At 62.5% G+C, this 19,555-nt stretch carries 18 protein-coding genes; 7 read left to right on the top strand and 11 right to left on the bottom strand.

What is annotated here, in order from left to right; all coding sequences use genetic code 11:
* Window positions 1–3: 3 nt before the first annotated feature.
* The 3 genes from glmU to GRI34_RS06880 all read left to right on the top strand — a co-directional run bounded on the left by glmU (window position 4) and on the right by GRI34_RS06880 (window position 2,344).
* Window positions 4–1,371 carry a bifunctional UDP-N-acetylglucosamine diphosphorylase/glucosamine-1-phosphate N-acetyltransferase GlmU gene (glmU, locus tag GRI34_RS06890; RefSeq protein ID WP_160595293.1) on the top strand — a complete coding sequence of 456 codons (1,368 nt, stop codon included), beginning with the start codon at window positions 4–6 and terminating at the stop codon, window positions 1,369–1,371.
* A 5-nt stretch (window positions 1,372–1,376) separates the two neighbouring features.
* Entirely contained in the window at window positions 1,377–1,646 is a 270-nt protein-coding gene (locus GRI34_RS06885) for an HNH endonuclease (protein WP_199800126.1), read from the top strand.
* Between the two features lie 65 nt (window positions 1,647–1,711).
* Window positions 1,712–2,344: an SOUL family heme-binding protein gene (locus GRI34_RS06880; protein ID WP_160595292.1), complete on the top strand. Its 633-nt coding sequence runs from the start codon at window positions 1,712–1,714 to the stop codon at window positions 2,342–2,344.
* A gap of 60 nt (window positions 2,345–2,404) precedes the next feature.
* Here the strand turns inward: GRI34_RS06880 and GRI34_RS06875 are convergent, their stop codons facing one another.
* The 7 genes from GRI34_RS06875 to GRI34_RS06845 form a co-directional block, all read right to left on the bottom strand.
* A complete protein-coding gene (locus tag GRI34_RS06875; protein WP_325065196.1) occupies window positions 2,405–4,540 on the bottom strand; it encodes a prolyl oligopeptidase family serine peptidase in 2,136 nt (711 codons plus the stop codon).
* Between the two features lie 153 nt (window positions 4,541–4,693).
* Window positions 4,694–4,951, bottom strand: coding sequence for an ATP synthase F1 subunit epsilon (locus GRI34_RS06870; protein ID WP_100259344.1), 258 nt, complete (start codon window positions 4,949–4,951; stop codon window positions 4,694–4,696).
* Between the two features lie 3 nt (window positions 4,952–4,954).
* A complete protein-coding gene (gene atpD / locus GRI34_RS06865) occupies window positions 4,955–6,412 on the bottom strand; it encodes a F0F1 ATP synthase subunit beta (protein WP_160595291.1) in 1,458 nt (485 codons plus the stop codon).
* A gap of 19 nt (window positions 6,413–6,431) precedes the next feature.
* Window positions 6,432–6,794, bottom strand: a complete 363-nt coding sequence (locus GRI34_RS06860) for a hypothetical protein (protein WP_224802565.1) — start codon at window positions 6,792–6,794, stop codon at window positions 6,432–6,434.
* A 14-nt stretch (window positions 6,795–6,808) separates the two neighbouring features.
* Window positions 6,809–7,681, bottom strand: a complete 873-nt coding sequence (locus GRI34_RS06855; RefSeq protein WP_160595290.1) for a F0F1 ATP synthase subunit gamma — start codon at window positions 7,679–7,681, stop codon at window positions 6,809–6,811.
* Window positions 7,682–7,714: 33 nt separating this feature from the next.
* Entirely contained in the window at window positions 7,715–9,244 is a 1,530-nt protein-coding gene (atpA, locus tag GRI34_RS06850; RefSeq protein WP_160595289.1) for a F0F1 ATP synthase subunit alpha, read from the bottom strand.
* A gap of 16 nt (window positions 9,245–9,260) precedes the next feature.
* Window positions 9,261–9,815 (bottom strand): F0F1 ATP synthase subunit delta, encoded by a 555-nt coding sequence (locus GRI34_RS06845; protein ID WP_160595288.1) that lies wholly within the window; start codon window positions 9,813–9,815, stop codon window positions 9,261–9,263.
* 206 nt (window positions 9,816–10,021) lie between these two features.
* Between GRI34_RS06845 and GRI34_RS06840 the strand changes: the two genes are divergently transcribed.
* Window positions 10,022–10,849, top strand: coding sequence for a TauD/TfdA dioxygenase family protein (locus GRI34_RS06840; RefSeq protein WP_160595287.1), 828 nt, complete (start codon window positions 10,022–10,024; stop codon window positions 10,847–10,849).
* 1 nt (window position 10,850) lies between these two features.
* Here the strand turns inward: GRI34_RS06840 and GRI34_RS06835 are convergent, their stop codons facing one another.
* Window positions 10,851–12,419: a S1 family peptidase gene (locus tag GRI34_RS06835; RefSeq protein ID WP_160595286.1), complete on the bottom strand. Its 1,569-nt coding sequence runs from the start codon at window positions 12,417–12,419 to the stop codon at window positions 10,851–10,853.
* Between the two features lie 104 nt (window positions 12,420–12,523).
* On the opposite strand from GRI34_RS06835, the gene ada reads away from it, so the two are divergent.
* Window positions 12,524–13,552, top strand: a complete 1,029-nt coding sequence (ada, locus tag GRI34_RS06830; RefSeq protein ID WP_160596426.1) for a bifunctional DNA-binding transcriptional regulator/O6-methylguanine-DNA methyltransferase Ada — start codon at window positions 12,524–12,526, stop codon at window positions 13,550–13,552.
* A 185-nt stretch (window positions 13,553–13,737) separates the two neighbouring features.
* Window positions 13,738–14,319: a DnaJ domain-containing protein gene (locus GRI34_RS06825; RefSeq protein WP_160595285.1), complete on the top strand. Its 582-nt coding sequence runs from the start codon at window positions 13,738–13,740 to the stop codon at window positions 14,317–14,319.
* On the opposite strand, the gene GRI34_RS06820 is transcribed toward GRI34_RS06825, so the two are convergent.
* The 3 genes from GRI34_RS06820 to GRI34_RS06810 are packed head-to-tail and all read right to left on the bottom strand — an operon-like array spanning window position 14,316 to window position 18,714.
* Entirely contained in the window at window positions 14,316–15,884 is a 1,569-nt protein-coding gene (locus tag GRI34_RS06820; protein WP_160595284.1) for a cryptochrome/photolyase family protein, read from the bottom strand. The two genes, GRI34_RS06825 and GRI34_RS06820, sit on opposite strands and share 4 nt — an antisense overlap.
* A gap of 32 nt (window positions 15,885–15,916) precedes the next feature.
* Entirely contained in the window at window positions 15,917–16,537 is a 621-nt protein-coding gene (locus GRI34_RS06815; protein WP_160595283.1) for an SOS response-associated peptidase, read from the bottom strand.
* An 11-nt stretch (window positions 16,538–16,548) separates the two neighbouring features.
* A complete protein-coding gene (locus GRI34_RS06810; protein ID WP_160595282.1) occupies window positions 16,549–18,714 on the bottom strand; it encodes a primosomal protein N' in 2,166 nt (721 codons plus the stop codon).
* Between the two features lie 66 nt (window positions 18,715–18,780).
* Between GRI34_RS06810 and GRI34_RS06805 the strand changes: the two genes are divergently transcribed.
* Window positions 18,781–19,476 (top strand): DUF4197 domain-containing protein, encoded by a 696-nt coding sequence (locus tag GRI34_RS06805; RefSeq protein WP_160595281.1) that lies wholly within the window; start codon window positions 18,781–18,783, stop codon window positions 19,474–19,476.
* The last annotated feature ends 79 nt before the right edge of the window (window positions 19,477–19,555 follow it).

Genomic DNA, 19,555 nt, shown 5'->3' with positions numbered 1-19,555 from the left:
CGCATGAGCCAGACCAGACACTTCGCCGCCGTCATCCTTGCTGCGGGCAAGGGCACCCGCATGAAGAGCGAACTTCACAAGGTCCTGCATCCGATCGCAGGACGTTCGATGCTGCACCACCTCATGGCCAGCGTCGACAGCCTGTCGCCCGATCACAAGATCGTGGTTGTCGGTGCAGGGAGAGAGCAGCTGGAACAGGCGCTAGGGGACGATGCGCGCACCTGTCTGCAGGAACCGCAGTTCGGGACCGGTCATGCCGTACAGCAGGCGCAGGACGAACTGAGCGGATATTCGGGCGATGTGCTGATCATGTACGGAGATGTGCCGTTCGTGCGCGCTGAAACCATGGGAGCGATGCTGGATCGCCTCAATGCGGACGATGCCCCGGCAGCGGTAGTCCTTGCATTCGAGCCGGAAGACCCGCTCGCCTATGGCCGTGTCATCGCCGATGACGACGGGCGCATTTCCAAGATGGTCGAATTTAAGGACGCCGACGAGAGCGAGCGTGCCTGCCACCTGTGCAATTCGGGCCTTATGGCCGCAAAGGCGGACGACCTGTGGGCGCTGCTCGACAGGGTCGGCAACGACAATGCCCAGGGCGAATACTACCTCCCCGATATCGTCAATATCGCCATCGGTGACGGGCGCGTCTGCGCAGCCGTCACGACTGACGATCCGAACGAAGTCGCCGGTATCAATTCGCGGAGCGAGCTCGCTGCTGCTGAAGCGCAATGGCAGCGCGAACAGCGCGAACACTGGATGGCCGAAGGCGCGACCCTACGCGCACCGGAAACCGTGTTCTTCAGCTACGACACCGAACTGGCCCCCGATGTGACGATCGAACCCAATGTCGTGTTCGGGCCCGGGGTGAAAGTCGCGAGCGGAGCTACCATTCGTGCGTTCAGCCATCTGGAAGGTGCCATCGTCGGTGAAGGGTGCGAAGTGGGACCCTATGCTCGCCTACGCCCCGGCGCAGTGATGGAACAGGGCAGCAAGGTCGGCAATTTCGTCGAGATGAAGAAGGCGGTGCTGGGGGAAGGCGCGAAAGCCAACCATCTCACCTACCTCGGCGATGCCACGGTGGGGGCCGGGGCCAACATCGGCGCTGGCACGATCACCTGCAATTACGATGGTTATTTCAAGCACAAGACCACGATTGGCGAGCGTGCATTCATCGGGTCGAACAGCGCGTTGATCGCTCCAGTCACCATCGGGGCGGACGCTATCGTCGCTGCCGGAAGCGCAGTCAGCCGCGACGTGGCGCCCGGCGAACTGCGGATGGTACGCGCAGAGCAGATGGTGAAGCCCGGCTGGGCCGATCGGTTTCACGACACGATGAAGAAGAAAAAGGCAGCGGCTAAGAAGGACTGACCGGTTTGGCGGACCTGTGCTGGCTCTGCGAACGCCCGCTGGGGCGCAAGGTCCAGCAGCACCACACTGTGCCCAAAGCCAAGAAGGGCCGCGCAACGGTTGCCGTGCATCCCATCTGTCACCGCGCGATCCACGCCAACTTCACGAATACCCGGCTTTCACGGATCGGAGAGGATCGCGCTGCCTTGCTCGAGGATGAGGCCTTGGCGAAGTTCGTCGACTGGATCGCGAACAAGCCACCAGACTTCCACGCGCCGACCCGAAGGCCGAAGTAAACCAGCCTGCGGAACGTCCGTCCTTGCCCCGGCGTTGATAGTGAAACGCAAGGGAGCATGACTTCATGAAATTCTGGAAATACGCCGCTGCAGGTGCAGCGGTCCTGTCCATCGGTGCCGCAGGTGCATACGCGCAATACCGTAGCTCGGTCGACGAGCCCGACTATTCGCTCATGTCCGAGGATGGCGCTATCCAGCTGCGCGAATATGCGCCGATGATCGTTGCGGAAGTGACGCATACCGGTGACCGCAGGCGCGCGCTCAATGCAGGCTTCCGCCGCTTGGCGGCCTATATTTTCGCGCAGGATCGTCCGGGCAAGGAAATCGCGATGACCAGCCCGGTGATGCAGGACCAGGGCGAAAAGATCGCCATGACCTCGCCTGTATTGCAGGATAGCGGCGACACCAGCGGCAGCTGGCGCACGCGCTTCGTCATGCCGGCCGAATATACGATGGAGACGCTGCCCACTCCGCCCGAAGATGTCACTCTTGTTGAAATGCCCCCGCGCAGGGTGGCGGCAATCCGCTTCTCCGGTCGTGGATCGAGCGAGGACCTCGCTGCACGCGAGGAAGAATTGCGCGCATGGATCGCGGACCGCGACCTGACGATCGCCGGTCCTCCCGAATTCGCCTTCTACGACGCGCCGATGGTCCCGCCGCCGCTAAGGCGCAACGAAGTCATCATTCCCGTCGAATAGGCGCGGAAACGAAAAGGGGCGACCGCGAGGCCGCCCCTTCCTTTTTATGGTAGCCGCTGCTTATTCGCCGGCCTCGTTGTCGTCCATCAGGCGCTGCATGAGGTAGACCATCTGCAATGCCTGCAGCTTTGCGCGCTGTTCGTTGTCGACGCCGCCCGAGTGACCGCCAGTCATGTCCTCATAGTACCAGTAGTCCTGGCCCAGAGCCTTGAGCTTTGCTGCGCCCTTGCGCGCGTGAGCAGGGTGGGTGCGGTCGTCCGCGGTCGATGCCCAGAGGAAGGGGGCGGGGTAATCCACCCCGTCGACGATCTTCTGGTAGGGCGAATAACCCTCGATCCACTCGCGCTGTTCGGGGATACGGGGATCGCCATATTCGCCGATCCACGATGCGCCGCGACCGATCAGGTGATAGCGCAGCATATCGAACAGCGGGATCGCGACGATCGCCGCGTCGAACAGGTCGGGACGCTGCGTGAACGCGGTGCCGACCAGCAGGCCGCCCTGCGAACCGCCCTGGATACCGAGCTGGCCGGGATTGGTGATTCCGCGCTTCACGGCATCCTCACCCACGGCGATGAAATCGTCCCAAGTGCGCTGCTTGTTCTCGCGGATGGCCATCTGGTGCCACCCGGGACCGAACTCGCCGCCACCGCGCAGGTTGGCGAGTATGAAGGCGCCGCCTTTTTCGAGCCACATCTTGCCGGTGAGCGCCCGGTAGCTCGGCAATTGGGAGATCTGGAAACCGCCATAGCCATAGAGCAGGGCGGGATTCTTGCCGTCCATCTCCATGCCCTTCGGCTTCACCAGGAAGTACGGGACTTTCGCGCCGTCCTTGCTGGTCGCTTCGAACTGTTCGACTTCCATGCCCGTCGCATCGAAATATTCGGGCGAAGTCTTGAGCACCTGCGGATCGCCGGTGCCGTCCGAGTACCAAAGCGTGCTCGGTGACAGGAAGTCGGTCGAGGTGAACATGATCTCGTCGGTTTCGGACGAGGTGGCCTGTACGCCGAGCGTCGCATTATCGGGCAAATTGACTTCGGTGGTGACCCATTCGCCATCCTCGAAATCGATCTTGAGCACCTTGCCCACGACATTGTCGAGGATCGCCATGTAGGCGCTGTTGGCGGTCACCCCGCCGCCACGCTTTGTCTGGCGTTCCGCCGGTGCCCAGACGAGCGTTTTCTTCGCTCCGTTCGGGTCACGCTTGAAGTCTTCCAGATCGACCGCGACCAACGCGTCGGCGGGGAAGACCTGTCCCTGCGTTTCCCAATCGACATCGGTAGAAAAGGTCAATTGGCCGTCGATGATGCCGCCAATGTTGGCTTTCTTCGGCATGTCGAGTTCAAGCCACTCGCCCTCGTGCCAGATGTAGTTGATGCTTTCATGGAAGCTGATCGCACGGAAGGCGGTGCGACCGTGTACCACGCCCTTGTTGTCGCGGATCAGGCCAGCCCCGGCCCAGACGTCGCTCGGCTCGCCGCGGAAGATTTCTTCCGCCTCGCTCAGCGGCGTGCCGCGCTTCCAAAGACGCGTCGTGAAGGGATATTCGCTTTCGGTGATGGTTTCGCCGCCGAAGTCGCGACCGACCAACAGTGTGTCTTCATCAAGCCACTGGACGCCGCCCTGGCTCTTTTCCTCGATGACGAAGCCGCCCTCGACGAACTGTTTGGTCGTCATGTCGAATTCGCGCAGGATGGTGGCATCTTCGCCGCCGTCGGACAGGGCAATCATGCACAGGCGCTGGTCGGGCGGCAGGCAGGTGCTGCCCTTGTAGACCCACTCCTTGCCCTCTGCGGCAGCCAGGGCATCGACATCGAGAACGGTCTCCCATTCGGGATCGTCGCTCTTGTAGCTTTCGAGCGTGGTGCGGCGCAGGACACCCTTGGGATTTTCCTTGTCCTGCCAGAAATTATACAGGCCGTCCTTGCGGATCGAGACGTAGGGAATGCGGTCTTCGGCATCGAGGATGGCCAGCGCTTCCGCTGTCAGTTCGTCGAACCGGGGGTCCTGCGCCATATGCGCCATGGTGCGGTTGTTTTCTGCGCGCACCCAGTCGAGCGCTTCGTCGCTACGGGCTTCTTCGAGCCAAATGTACGGATCCTCGTCGGGTCCGGGTACGCCGTCCTGGGCGCTGAGTGAATTGGGGGTGGCGATAGTCATGGTCGCGGCCAATGCCAGCGTCGAAACACGTTTCACAGTCCTCTCCTGCATGAATGCGGGTCGGTTCTAACCTGCTCATTCGAAAAGGGAAGGACAGGCCTGCTCGACGAGGGGTTGATGCGGGCGGACCAACGAAAAAAGGGCGACCCGATGGGCCGCCCTTTCCAGTTTGCGATTGTCCCGAAGGGCTTAACCTTCGACGTGCTCCGCCAGCACCGTCAGACCGTTTTCGCCCACTTCGGCGAAACCGCCTCGGACTTCGATCGTCTCGGGTGCAGCGCCTTCGGTCTTGTAGACCTGAACGGCGCCGTCACGGATCGTCGACATGAAAGGCGCGTGGCCTTCCAGCACACCGAATTCGCCTTCCGCGCCGGGGACGACCACCATGTGGACGTCCTCGCTACGGACCAGCTTGGCCGGCGTGACGAGTTCGAAGTGCAAAGCCATGGCTTAGTCTTCTTCCGCCATCTTCTTGGCCTTCTCGACCGCCTGGTCGATGCCGCCAACCATGTAGAAAGCGCTTTCCGGCAGGTGGTCGTATTCGCCGTCGACGACAGCCTTGAACGACTTCACCGTGTCTTCCAGCTGGACGAACACGCCGGGGATGTTGGTGAAGACTTCGGCGACGTGGAACGGCTGCGAGAGGAAGCGCTGGATCTTGCGGGCGCGAGCCACTGTCAGCTTATCTTCTTCCGACAGTTCGTCCATGCCGAGAATGGCGATGATGTCCTGCAGGCTCTTGTACTTCTGCAGCGTTTCCTGAACGCGGCGAGCCGTTTCGTAGTGCTCCTGGCCGACGACGCGCGGTTCGAGAACGCGGCTGGTCGAGTCCAGCGGGTCGACGGCCGGGTAGATGCCCAGCTCCGAGATGGCGCGCGACAGGGTGGTCGTTGCGTCCAAGTGGGCGAACGAGGTTGCCGGTGCCGGGTCGGTAAGGTCGTCGGCGGGAACGTAAATGGCCTGAACCGAGGTGATCGAACCCTTGGTGGTCGAGGTGATGCGTTCCTGGAGGTTACCCATGTCGGTGGCGAGCGTCGGCTGATAGCCCACGGCCGAAGGAATACGGCCGAGCAGTGCCGACACTTCCGAACCCGCCTGCGTGAAGCGGAAGATGTTGTCGACGAAGAACAGAACGTCCTGGCCTTCGACGTCGCGGAAGTATTCCGCCATGGTCAGGCCCGAAAGAGCGACGCGGGCACGTGCGCCCGGAGGTTCGTTCATCTGGCCGAAGACGAGGGCAACCTTCGAGCCTTCCGAAGTGGCGTTGCCGTCTTCGTCCTTGGCGATAACGCCGGCGTCGAGGAATTCGTGGTAGAGGTCGTTACCTTCGCGGGTACGCTCACCCACACCGGCGAAGACGGACACACCACCGTGGCCCTTCGCGATGTTGTTGATGAGTTCCTGGATCAGAACGGTCTTGCCGACGCCTGCGCCGCCGAACAGGCCGATCTTACCGCCCTTTGCGTAAGGTGCGAGAAGGTCGATGACCTTGATGCCGGTGACGAGGATGGCCGCTTCGGTCGACTGGTCGACGAAGAGCGGGGCTTCCGCGTGGATCGGGCTGCTGCTGTCGGCGCCGATCGGGCCGCGCTCGTCGATCGGCGCGCCGACGACGTTCATGATGCGGCCGAGCGTCTTCGGACCCACCGGGACCGAGATCTGCGAGCCGGTGTTCACGACTTCCTGTCCGCGGACGAGGCCGTCGGTACCGTCCATAGCGATGGTACGCACCGTGTTTTCACCGAGGTGCTGCGCAACTTCGAGGACCAGCGTGTTGTCGCCGTTCTTCGTTTCAAGCGCGGTCAGGATCGGCGGAAGATCACCTTCGAAGGCAACGTCGACGACAGCGCCGATGACCTGCGAGATAACGCCGTTGGGGCTCTGGTTAAGCTTGGGGGCAGTGGCCATGATAAGGTTTCCTACTGGCTCAGGAGGCTTTGTGGTGGGCGCCGTGTTCGGCACAAAGGGCGTCGGCGTCGCTCAGCATCCAGTCCGAACCGTCTTCGTTCGCAACCAGCGTGGCTTCGTGACGCATGTATTCGTCTTCGCCGAGACCGTATTCGCACAGTGCCTGGTCGGCACCCATCGCGCGGCGGCATACGGCGTTGTTGACCGGTTCTGCACCTTCGCAGGTTTCTGCGAACTTGGCGCGGAAGTAGTCCTGGTCCGTGGCGGGCAGGCTCGCAACCGGTTCCGGTGCTGCGGTCTCGGTCGGGGTCGGCTCGGGCGCGGGCTCTTCACCGCAAGCGGCGAGGAGTGCGACGGGCAGGATGAGGGCGAGTTTCTTCACGTATCCGGTCCTTGTCAGAGCGCTTCCGCGCCTGCGATGATTTCGACGAGTTCGGTAGTAATCGCGGCCTGGCGGCTGCGGTTGTACTGGATCGTCAGCTTGTTGATGAGGTCGCCTGCATTGCGCGTCGCGTTGTCCATGGCGGTCATCGACGCGCCCTGTTCGGATGCTTCGCGTTCGAGCAGGGCGCCGAACAGCTGCGTCTTCACGTAGCGCGGGAGCAGGTCTTCGAGGATTTCCTCTTCGCCCGGCTCGTATTCCACGACTGCATGGCCGCCGGTGCCTTCGCCTTCGGGCGAGGGGACGGGGATCAGCTGATCGACGGTCGGATCCTGCGCCAGCGCCGACTGGAAGATCGGGTAGACGAGGTGCGCAACGTCGAATTCGCCCTTCTCAAAGCGTTCGAGCAGGTCTTCGGCGATGGCATCGGCCTCTTCGAAGCCCGGCTGGCGGACGTCGGAGGTGTCGAAGTGCTTTTCGATCTTGTCGGCATAGTCGCGCTTGATCGGCGCGCGGCCTTTTTTGCCGACGAGATAGAAAGTCACGTCCTTGCCGTCTGCGATCAGTTCGCGCGCCTTGGCCTTGGCGGCCTTGACGATGTTGGCGTTGAGACCACCGCACAGGCCCTTGTCGGTGTTCACGACCACCAGCAGGTGGCGCTTGTCCGATCCGGTGCCGCGAAGCAGCAGGGGCGCGCTGTCGCCGCTTACCTTGCTGGCAAGCGATGCCATGACGCCCGACAGCCGTTCGGCGTAGGGACGTGCGGCTTCGGCAGCGGCCTGCGCACGGCGCAATTTTGCCGCGGCGACCATCTGCTTGGCCTTGGTGATCTTCTGGGTCGACTTCACCGACCCGATCCGATCCTTGAGTTCCTTGAGGCTAGCCATTTCGGCTCCCTATCTCGTGTGCTCTCGGTTGGCTCAGGCGAACTGCTTGGCGAAGGTCTTCAGTGCGTCGACGACCTTGTCCTTGGTGCTGTCTTCGAACTTGCCGGTGGTGCGGATTTCCGCGAGCACATCGGCGTGTTCGGAGCGCATGAAGCTCAGCATCTGGGCTTCGTAGTCGGTGACGCGATCGACCGCGACATCGTCGAGGTAGCCGTTGGTGCCGGCAAAGATCGACACGGTCTGCTCTTCGAACGGCATTGGCGAGAACTGCGGCTGCTTGAGCAGCTCGGTCAGGCGCGCACCGCGGTTCAGCAGCTTCTGCGTAGCGGCGTCGAGGTCCGAGCCGAACTGCGCGAAGGCAGCCATTTCGCGATACTGTGCGAGGTCGAGCTTCATCGAGCCCGAAACCTTCTTCATCGCCTTGGTCTGCGCGGCACCGCCGACGCGGCTGACCGACAGGCCGACGTTAATTGCCGGACGGATGCCCTGGTAGAACAGGTCGGTTTCGAGGAAGATCTGGCCGTCGGTGATCGAGATCACGTTGGTCGGAATGTAGGCCGACACGTCGCCTGCCTGCGTTTCGATGATCGGCAGCGCGGTGAGCGAGCCGCCGCCATTGGCGCCGTTCATCTTTGCAGCGCGCTCGAGGAGACGGCTGTGAAGATAGAAAACGTCGCCCGGGTAAGCTTCGCGGCCCGGAGGACGACGCAGGAGGAGCGACATCTGGCGGTAAGCCACTGCCTGCTTGGAAAGGTCGTCGTAAACGATGACGGCGTGCATGCCGTTGTCGCGGAAGAATTCGCCCATCGCACAGCCGGTGTAGGGTGCGAGGTACTGCAGCGGAGCGGGCTCAGATGCGGTTGCAGCGACGACGATCGAGTATTCCATCGCGCCGTTTTCTTCGAGGCTCTTGACGATCTGTGCGACGGTCGAGCGCTTCTGGCCGACGGCGACGTAGATGCAGTAAAGCTTCTTCTTCTCGTCGTCGCCCTGGTGCGCGTCCTTCTGGTTGATGAAGGTGTCGATCGCGACGGCGGACTTACCGGTCTGGCGGTCGCCGATGATCAGTTCGCGCTGGCCACGGCCAACCGGGACGAGGGCGTCGATGGCCTTGAGGCCCGACTGCACGGGTTCGGAAACCGATTCACGCGGGATGATGCCCGGCGCCTTGACTTCGACGCGGCGACGTTCGGTCGATTCGATTGGACCCTTGCCGTCGATCGGGTTGCCCAAAGCGTCGACGACGCGGCCCAGCAGGCCCTTGCCGACCGGAACGTCCACGATGGTGCCGGTGCGCTTGACGGTGTCGCCTTCGCCGATGTCGGTGTCGGCACCGAAGATAACGGCACCGACGTTGTCGGCTTCGAGGTTCAGCGCCATGCCCTGAACGCCGTTGGAGAATTCGATCATCTCGCCGGCCTGGACATTGTCGAGGCCGTGGATGCGGGCGATGCCGTCACCCACCGACAGCACGGAGCCAACTTCGCTGACTTCGGCTTCGGTGCCGAAATTGGCGATCTGGTCCTTGATGACCTTGGAGATTTCTGCGGCGCGGATATCCATGATTATCGTCCTTTGATCAGGCTTTCATCGCCTGGGCGAGGGAATTGAGGCGGGTGCGGATCGAACCGTCAATGCGCTTCGAACCGATGGTAACGACAAGGCCGCCCAGAAGATCGGGATCAACCTTGGAATTAATCTTTACAGTGCGACCTTCGCGAGCGGTCAGCTTCGTCTTGAGCTGGTCCAGCTGCGTGTCGGTCAGCGCGTGGGCGCTAGTGACTTCGGCAGTCACTTCGCCGCGCTGCGCGGCAGCGATGGCGCGGAATGCGCGGATGACGCCGGGAAGCTGGCCGAGGCGGCGGTTCGCGGCAAGCGTGCCGAGAAACCTCTGCGTCAGGTCCGAAAGGCCCATGATGGCGGAAACGCCCCACAGTGCCTTTTCTGCTTCGCCGCGGCTCACGCGCGGGTTGGTGGTCAGCGTCTTGAGCTCTGCCGATTCGGCAAGCCCCGCTTCCAGTTTGTCGAGGTCCGATTCGACCGCAGTCACGGTCCCGGCCTCGCTGGCCAGATCGAAAAGGGCCGAGGCATAACGCCCTGCCAGGCTAGCCTGAATACCGGCGGAAATATCCACGCGTCTCTCGTCCTCTAAGGGTCGGAAAAAAAGTCTGTCGTTCCAAGCCGGGGGTGAGCGAAAATGAGTCGCTCCGGCAAGGTTGGCGCGCGCCTAGCAAAGGGTCCCCGCGAAGGCAACCCGACTCCGCCTGTGAAAGATTCGACTTTTGGACAGGGAGGCGTAAATTCGTCCTCAATCAAAACCGATCGAGCGGGAGAGACGGGATGGAAACTGAGGCATTGTCGCCGCATTGCGGTGTCGAGGTAAAGGGCATTGCGCTTGCCGAGGCGGAAGGTAGCAAGCTCGAGACCATTCGCGGCCTTATATATAGGCACGGTGTGGCGGTGTTCCGCGGCCAAGAATTCAGTCCCGAAGACCATATCGCCTTTGCCAAGCGCTGGGGCGGGATCGACATCAACAATTATTTTCCGCTGACCGACGAACATCCCGAGATCGCCGTCGTGCGCAAACGCAAGGACCAGACCACCAATATCGGTGGCGGCTGGCACACCGATCATTCCTACGATCAGATCCCCGCCATGGGATCGATTCTCGTGGCGCGTGAATTGCCGCCTTCCGGTGGCGACACGCTGTGGGCGCACATGGGGGCTGCCTATGACACGCTGCCTGAAGAGACAAAAAAGAAGATCGACGGGCTGAGCGCATTCCACACGGCGGACCATATCTATTCGCCCGATGGTGCGTATGCGCAGACCGACCAGGGCGCGGACCTGCGCGGGCAAGACCTGAAGACAGGCGCAACACACCCCGTCGTCATCCGCCACCCGCACACCGGGCATAAGCTCCTTTATGTAAACCCGGGCTTCACGATCAATTTCGTCGGCCAGACCCGCGAGGAAAGCCTGCCGTTGCTGCAGGAGCTATTCGCCCACGCGATGTCGCCCGACCTGCAATGCAGGCTCCAATGGGAACCGGGCACGGTGGCGATCTGGGATAACCGGACGACCTGGCATTATGCCATGAACGACTATCAGGGGTACGCGCGCGAGATGCATCGCATTACCTTGTCGGGTGAAGCTCTCGCCGCCTGACCTAGTCCCGCGTCTCGCACTGGTAGACCAGCCGCTCGTTCGGCTGCTGGGGTAGCTGGCTCAGCACTTCGCCCTGCAAATCTCCGAGAGACGTAGCGGCTCCTTCCACGCCGCACTTGGGCGCCGTGTATTTTGCGCGCGCGCTGCGCGCCTCGCGCATGGCGCCGCGCTGGAGGAGGTAGCGTTCGGACCGGAATATCCGGCGATCCGGATCGAAACTGTTCACCGAAACCGCGTCCTCTTCATTGGGTACAAAGACTCGCGACCAGTTTCCGGACGCATAGCCATATTGGGTGCGCTCGTTGACGCATCCGTCTGCGGTCCATTCGAATTCGATTTCGGTTGCTTCGGACGTGGTGATGCGGCTGCGTTCCGGAATCACGTTGCAGACGAGCGAAAGGTCTCCGCTTTCCTGCCCGGCTAGCGGAGCGCCATCATCAGGCTTTTCGCCTTCCGCCATCACGGCCGCGACCCGCCGATCCACTTCGTCAAGGCCGGGGCGCGTGATGAAAGCAATAAAGGCCACCACGACAAGGAAGCTTGCAATCGCGAAGGCGATGTTGGTCTTCTTTATGCGGAGCGCCGCATCCTCGTCATCCGCGCCGATCCTTTCGCGCTGGCTCCATGCCCAAAGTCCGAGCCCGAACGCGACGAGCATGAGAACGAAGGCCAGCGCCATGCGGTCTTCGCGATCTTGCGAAACCGACAGCTGTGCACGAAGCAGGGCGCGTTCGCGCTTGGCGCGGGTTTCTTCTGCACGCTGGGCAAGGCTTTGCCGTGCTTCGGCCTGTTCGCGTTCGATCCGCTCGCGCTCTGCCTCGTCGAGGTCGGCGAGGCTGCGGCACGGCTGGTCGGAAAGGCGCGGAGTAATGTCGTTGGCCTTGAGGAAAGGCACCAGCTCGCGATTGGACACGGCGAAAAAGAATTCCGCATCTCCTCCTTCATTGTCCGCACCGAAGCTGTTTACCCCTACGACCCGTCCGCACGGATCGAGCAAGGGGCCGCCCGAATTGCCCCGCGCGATCGGTGCTGTGTGGAGGATCGTGTCGAACTGGCGGCTCGGCCGCTCTCCCGAAATGAAGCCGCGGCTCTTTACCGGTGGCTGACTGCGGAACAGATCGGTCAGGTCCAGCCCCTGGGCGCGGTCGACATTCATCGGATAGCCGACGCTGGTCACCTCTCCGGCTCCGGAAACCGGCTGGCCCGCAATGGCGAGCGGGGGCAGGCGCAGGTTTCCGGTCAGGCGAACAAGCGCCAGATCGTTGCGCGAACTGGCAGTGACCAACTGTCCGTAAACTGCCTCGCCGCCGCCATTGGGCACGATCCCGATACGCAAATCTGCGTCACGCATTGCGTCGCGCACGACATGGGCGTTGGTAACGATGGCGTTCTGCGTGACGGCGAAACCGGTGCCGTGGCTGACGGGATAAAGCTCGTCGCCGTCATTGCCGATGATGACCACGCGCACGACCCCGCGCGACGCTGCGTCGATATCGGCCGGATCGGCATGGACCAGTTGCGGCAGCAAGAGCGCGCACATGGCGGCAAAATATGTGAGAATGCGTCCCATCGTCCCGCCGCTTGTGCCGCCCAATCGCTTTGACCGCAAGCTGCGGGATGCGTGCTGTGCAAATCAGCCGCAAAGAGGGCCAAGATGCGCTATGGAGCAGGGCGATGATCGACCAGGGACAGGCATGGCAGGCGGTAAAGCGGCGTGATCGCGCGTTCGACGGGCGCTTTGTCACCGGCGTAATGAGTACCGGCATCTATTGCCGTCCGTCTTGCGCTGCGCGGCACCCCTTGCGCGAGAATGTGCGATTCTTCGTCGACGGGGAGAGCGCGCGGGCGGCGGGCCTGCGGCCGTGCAAGCGATGCCTTCCCGATGACGTCGGGCGCGACGAGGCTGCCGTCATGGCGGCAATCGAAGAGATACGCCGGGCCGAGGATGCGCCGACCCTGTCCGTCCTTTCCCGGATAACCGGCTATTCGCCGACCCATTTCCAGAAAGTATTCAAGTGCGCGACCGGTCTGTCACCTGCCGCCTATGCGCGGGCCTTGCGTGAAGAGCGCGCCCGCGAGGCCCTCAGCGCTGGCGACAGCGTCACCGGCGCGATCTATGAGGCCGGGTATTCCTCTCCCTCGCGATTCTACGACGATACGAAAGGCAAGCTCGGCATGACGGCAAGCGACTGGAAGGATGGCGGCAAGGGGCGCACGGTTCACTGGAGTGTGATCGAGACCTCGCTTGGCGCGATGCTCGTCGCTGCGACGGAGCAAGGAGTCTGCTGCCTGTCGTTCAACGAAGACGAGAGTGATCTCGCGCGCCGCTTTCCCGAGGCTGAGCTGGTTGCAGCAGGCGAGGATTTTCGCGACCTGTTCCGGCAGGTAACCGCTGCAGTCGAGAACCCGGGGCAGGCGGCACTCGCTTCCATTCCGCTCGACGTAAAGGGCACGGCTTTCCAGCAACGGGTCTGGCAGGCCTTGCGCGAAATCCCGGCGGGCGAAACGCGCAGCTATGGCGAGCTCGCTGCCGCGCTGGGAAATCCGAACGCGTCGCGCGCGGTCGGCGGGGCCAACGGCGCGAACAACATCGCCGTGCTGATCCCGTGCCACAGGGTCATCGCGGCGGACGGCTCGCTCGGCGGATATGCTTACGGAACGCAAATCAAGGCGGAGCTGCTCGAGCGGGAAAAATCCCGATAAACTGCTCCTAACACGAAATAATTCGCGTCAGAGGCAAGTTTCCTTTGACAATGCAGCCTGTAGTAGGAAGACTATACACCAACGTCGCAACCCGCCGAAGCAATCGCGTGGGCCAATAATAACCGGCTTCTGGATCAATCCCGTGCGGTTGTGTCGACCGTACCGAGTATTAGCAGGTTTAGGCGATGGATAGCGGACAGGATTTCGTCGACTTCTATGCCCTGTTGCAGGTTAGTCCGACCTGCGACCGCAAGATGCTGGAAAAAGCTTACCGGCACGCAGCGCAGATGTATCATCCCGATCACACCGATACGGCCGACATCGACAAGTTCCAGGAAGTGACTTCCGCATACCAATTGCTGCGCGATCCGGAAAAGCGCGCCAAGTACGACCAGCGCTACAAGGAACTGAAAAAGGATAACCTTTACCAGTTCCCCGGTAGCGAAGATCTGCTGATCGACGAAAAGTCCGCGCTCGACGATGCAGAAGCGCACGAGAAGGTGCTGTACCACCTATACAAGCGCCGCCGCGAGCATGCGAAAGACCCGGGTATCATGGGATATTATATCCAGAAGACGCTGGATTGCTCCGACGAAAATTTCGAATTCCACACCTGGTACCTGAAGTCCAAGGGCTTCATCGAAATCACCCCGGAGGGGAAGCTGGCAATTACCATAGAAGGTGTGGATCACGTCATCTCAATGAGCCGCAAGGCCGAAGAAACGAAGCTGATTGCCCAGATGAGAGACAACGCGCGCGAAGCCTAATTGCGCGCCCACTCCTTGCCGGCAGGCGTGAGGCTGTCGAGGAACGTCTCGGCACTTTCGAGATATTCCTGCTTCTTCGCCTCGTCCATCCGGTCCCATGTCGAGTAGATGCGCCCGATGCGGGCGTTCTTTTCAAGCCTGTCGCGATGGCGATCCATGAAATGCCAGTAGAGCGGATTGAAGGGACACGCGCCTTCGCCCGTCTTCTTGCTGACGGAATATCGGCACTCACCGCAGTAATCGCTCATCTTGTTGATGTAGTTGCCGCTCGCCGCATAGGGCTTGCTCGCCAGCTTTCCGCCGTCGGCATAGAGGATCATCGCCGCCACATTGGGTAGTTCCACCCACTCATAGGCGTCGGCGTAGACCACGAGGTACCAGTCCTGCACTTCGCGGGGGTTTATCCCTGCGAGCAGGGCGAAATTGCCGAGCACCATCAGCCGCTGGATGTGGTGGGCATGGGCGTTGTCGCGGGTGGAGCGGATGCTGTCGGCAAGGCACCGCATGTCGGTTTCGCCGGTCCAGTAGAATTCGGGCAGCCCGCGCTGCGCATTCAGCGCATTCGCTTTCTGCAGGTGCGGCATCTGGTGCCAGTAGAACCGCCGCACATATTCGCGCCAGCCGATGATCTGGCGGATGAACCCTTCGACCGAGTTTATCGGTGCGCGGCCGTCCTTGTACGCTTTCTCCGCCCGCTGGCAGAGCTCCAGCGGGTCGAGCAGGCCGAGATTGATGCTGGTCGACAGCATCGAATGGAACAGGTCGTCCTGTCCATGAACCATCGCGTCCTGGTATGGGCCGAAGCATTCGATGCGTTCGGCGAAGAAAGCATCCGCCGCCTCTTCCGCTTCTTCGCGGGTCACCGGCCATCCGAATTTTTCCAGAGACCCGAAGTGATCGCCGAAACGATCTTCGACCAGTTCGATCACCTCGCATGTGATCGCATCGGGTTCGAACAGCGGGCGCTCGGGCGCATCGAGCCCTTCCTTGGGAGGTTTGCGGTTCTCGCTATCGTAATTCCACTCCCCGCCTTCCGGCTTGTCGCCGTCCATCAGCAGGCCCGTCTTGCGACGCATTTCGCGGTAGAAATACTCCATCCGCATTTCCTTGCGGTCTTCCGCCCATTCATCGAACTCTGCCTGGGTGGAAATGAAGCGGTCGTCGGCAAGGATTTCGACTTCGCAGGGAAACTTGTCGGCCCACTGATCGAAGTCCTCGCGCAGGCGCCATTCGCCCGGTTCGACCACATGGATGGCGCGCGGGGAGTGTTCTTCGACGGCGCGGGCGACCTCGCCGGTGAAGCTCCCGGCATTGTTCTTCGCATCCAGCTTTACGTAGTCGACCGTCCAGCCCGCATCGCGCAGGTCGTCGGCAAAATGACGCATGGCGGAGAAGATCAGCACGATCTTCTGCTTGTGGTGTTTGACGTAGGTCGCCTCGTCCCAGACCTCCATCATCAGGATGACGGTATCGTCCTTTGTCCGCCCGCGCAGGCTGGCGAGGTCGCGGGTCAGCTGGTCGCCGAGGATCGGGACGAGAACGGGGCCATCTGTATTTTCTGCCATGCGCTCTCAATGCGCGAGCGCGCGACAGGTGCCTAGAGCAGCGAGGACTGCGCCGATCGCCCCGCCCAGGGGACATCCGTCGGCTCGATCGCCAGAGTGCCGTCGAACGGGCGGCAAAGATCGAAAGCGTCGCCGGGTGAGCCGTCCAGCCAGGTCGCGCGTTGATCCGCCGTAAGGATTACAGGCATCCGGTTGTGGATCTCGCTCATCTGGGGAGAGGCATCGGTCATCACCATAGAATAGCAATCGCCCCATTCCGCGCTGCCGCGCCAAATGCCGGCAACCGTGAAGACCTCGGCATCGGGCATGGTCATCCAGGTGCGGGTCATCGCGCCTTTCTTGCCCTGCGCTTCGGCGAAGCTTTCCAGCGGGATCAGGCAACGCCGTTCCACGAAGCTGCTTTTCCAGAAAGGACCGGAGAGCTTGTCCGTGCGTGCATTGTTGACCGGCTTTGGCTTGAGCGGCTGGCCCTTCGCGCCCTTGCGCTGGAAGGGGAAGCCCCAGGTCATGGTTTCGACCTTGCCGCCTGCGATCACGATGCCGGAATAGCCGGGATAGATCTCGCCGCCCGCATTGCTGCCGATTTCCGCCACCACGTCGAACAATTGCGCGACTTCGGTGGCGTTCTTGGTCATGCGATAGAGATTGCACATGGCAGCCGTACCTACACGAAACTGTAGGGATCGACATCCACTCCGATGCGGACGCCCGGGGGATGGTCGAGGCTGGAAAGCCAGCGACGGATGACGTCCTGCAATTGCACGCTACGCCGCGCATTCATCAGCAGGCGATAGCGATACCGTCCCCGCAGCAGCGCCATGGGTGCAGGCGCCGGGCCGAGTATCATGAGGTCGGGCACGTCGGGGCGCACATCTCCGATCCGCCGTGCGGCTTCCCGTGCCTCCGCCTCGGCTTCGGAGGAAATGATGATCGATGCCCAGCGGCCGAAGGGAGGGGCGCCAGCCTCGCGCCGCATTTCGGTTTCGGCCTCGTAGAAGGCATCGCGATCTCCCGCTGCAAGGGCAGCGATCACGCTGGCTTCGGGATGGCGGGTCTGGATCAGCACTTCGCCCGGCTTGGAGCCGCGACCGGCACGCCCGGCAACCTGCGCGACTTGCTGATAGGTCCGCTCGCCTGCGCGCAAGTCGCCTCCCTCGAGGCCGAGGTCGGCATCGACCACGCCCACCAGCGTAAGCTCCGGAAAGTGAAAGCCCTTGGTCACCAGCTGGGTGCCGACGATGACGTCGATCGCCCCTGTTTCGACCTGCGCAATGAATTCCGCGGCGCGACCCGGCGAATTGAGCGTGTCCGACGTGGCGACGAAGACGCGCGCATCGGGCAGGCGCTCCGCGACCTCGTCGGCGATGCGCTCGACGCCGGGACCGCAGGCGACGAGGCAATCGGGCTCACCGCATTCGGGGCAGGCTGCGGGACTTGGCGTCTCATGTCCGCAATGGTGGCAGGCAAGTCGACGGGTAAAACGGTGTTCGACCAGCCACGCGCTGCAATTGGGGCACTGGAAGCGGAACCCGCAATTGCGGCACAGGGTCAGCGGCGCATAGCCGCGGCGGTTTAGGAAGAGCAGCGACTGTTCCTTGCGCTCCAGCCGCTCGGCGACGCCGTCGATCAGCCGCTGGGCTAGCCACATTCCTTGCGGCGGCTTTTCCTCGGTCAGGTCGATCGTGTCGATGGCGGGCAATTCCGCCCCGCCGAACCGGCTGGGCAGGTCGAGCTTCGCATAGACGCCGCTCTCGGCCATTTGCAGGCTTTCCAGTGCCGGGGTCGCGCTGGCGAGGACAACCGGGATGCCTTCGAAATGCGCGCGCATGACGGCCACGTCGCGGGCATTGTAGCGCACGCCGTCTTCCTGTTTGAAACTGGTTTCGTGGGCTTCGTCGACGACGATGAAGCCCAAATTGCGAAAGGGCAGGAACAGGGCTGAACGAGCGCCCACCACGACTTGCGCATCGCCGCTCGCCACGTTTCGCCATGCACGGCGGCGCTGGGTGGACTTCAGCGAGGAGTGCCAGAGGACGGGGGTCACGCCGAACCGCTCTTCGAAACGGTGAAGGAAATTCTCGGTCAGCGCGATTTCAGGCAGCAGGACCAGCACCTGACGGCCCATCCGAAGCGCTTCGGCGACAGGTTCGAAATAGGTTTCGGTCTTGCCCGATCCGGTGACGCCGTCGAGCAGGTAAGGTGCGAATTTCCTCTTGCGGACGGCCTCGCTCAAGGTGTCGGCCGCAAGCTGCTGGTTGTCGCTGAGATCCACATGCGTGAAATCGGGCCGCGCTTCGTCAAAGGGGCGGTCGCAGTCGACCTCCACCGGTTCCAGCGCACCCTGGTTGACGAGGCCGCGCAGCACGCCCTCTGAAACTCCGGCGATCCCGGCCAGTTCGCGGATAGTAGCCTGTTCGCCCTCAAGAGCCTCCATCGCCGCATGGCGCTGCGGGGTCATGCGCTCCGGCATGCCTCCGGTCAGGCGATATTCCGTGATGGTCGCCGGTCCCTTGAGCGCGCCGCCTGAAGACAACGCCATGCGCGCGACGCTGGAAAGGGAGGCGACGTAGTAATCAGCCGTCCACTCGATCAAGCGCCTGAGCGGCGCAGACAAGGGCGGTACCGGAAGGATCGAGCGCAAAGGGCGGAGCTTTTCCGCCGGAACCTCGGTGCCGGGAAGCCGTTCGCTTTCCCAGACGATTCCGATGATCGTACGCGGCCCAAGCGGACACTCGACCACATGGCCCGGACCGACTTCCATGCCTTCGGGCACCTTGTAGTCGAGCGGGCCGAGGGCGGCATTGAGGACGAGGCAGCGCACGCGGTTCATCGGAGGGCTCATATGGGCGGCCTATGTCGCACTCGACAAGGGTGGGACCTTCGAGGAGTAGAAATAATGAACGATATTCTCACGGCCACCACTCACCGGCGCAAGTTCCTGGGCGGATTGACGCTCGGCGGGGCGACCCTGGCGCTTCCGGCCTGCACATCGCTTGGCGGCTTCGGTTTCGTCGACGCCATCCAGCGCCTCCTGTTCCTGTCGAGCGAGCGGGCCTTTGCCCGCATGCTCGACGATGGCGGCTTCTGGGATGAACAGGTTGCACAAGTCGGGCTGGAAAACCTGCTCGGTGCGCGCGGTGGAGTTCTGGGCAGCATCCTGACGTCCAACCTGTTCAAGGACCGCCTTTTCGATGCATTCGGCGACATCGCCTATGAAGGCGCGGAGCGCGCGGCCCCGATCGTGGCAGATACCGTGCGCGTGATCGGCATTTCGAACGCTGTCGAACTCGTCAATGGCGGGCCGACCGCGGCGACCAGCTTCCTGCGCGGAGAGATGGGCATGCGCCTCGTCGATGCGATGATCCCCGAACTGGGCGACGCGATGCGCCTTGCCGAAGATCCGCTGGTCGGACAGGCGCTCGGCGCGCTGACCGGCGTCAACGTGTCGCAGGTTGCGAGCAGGGTCGCGAACAGCATCGACGACACGATCTGGCGCGAGATGGGGTTCGAGGAAGCGGAAATCCGCCGCAATCCCCGCGCGACCAACGACCCCCTCATCATCGGCGTATTCGGCGGTGCGAGCGCCTTCTGAAGAATCCCTATTGGGGAAAACAGGCCCCTGCGCGCGTCCGCAAACTTGAGCGACTCGCGCGCAGGTGCCTAGCCTTGCT

The organism is Qipengyuania aquimaris (genome assembly GCF_009827445.1).
GTDB classification, from domain to species: domain Bacteria; phylum Pseudomonadota; class Alphaproteobacteria; order Sphingomonadales; family Sphingomonadaceae; genus Qipengyuania; species Qipengyuania aquimaris.
The sequence above is the reverse complement of the archived record's forward strand: the minus strand, read 5'-3'. Positions and strand labels throughout refer to the sequence as shown.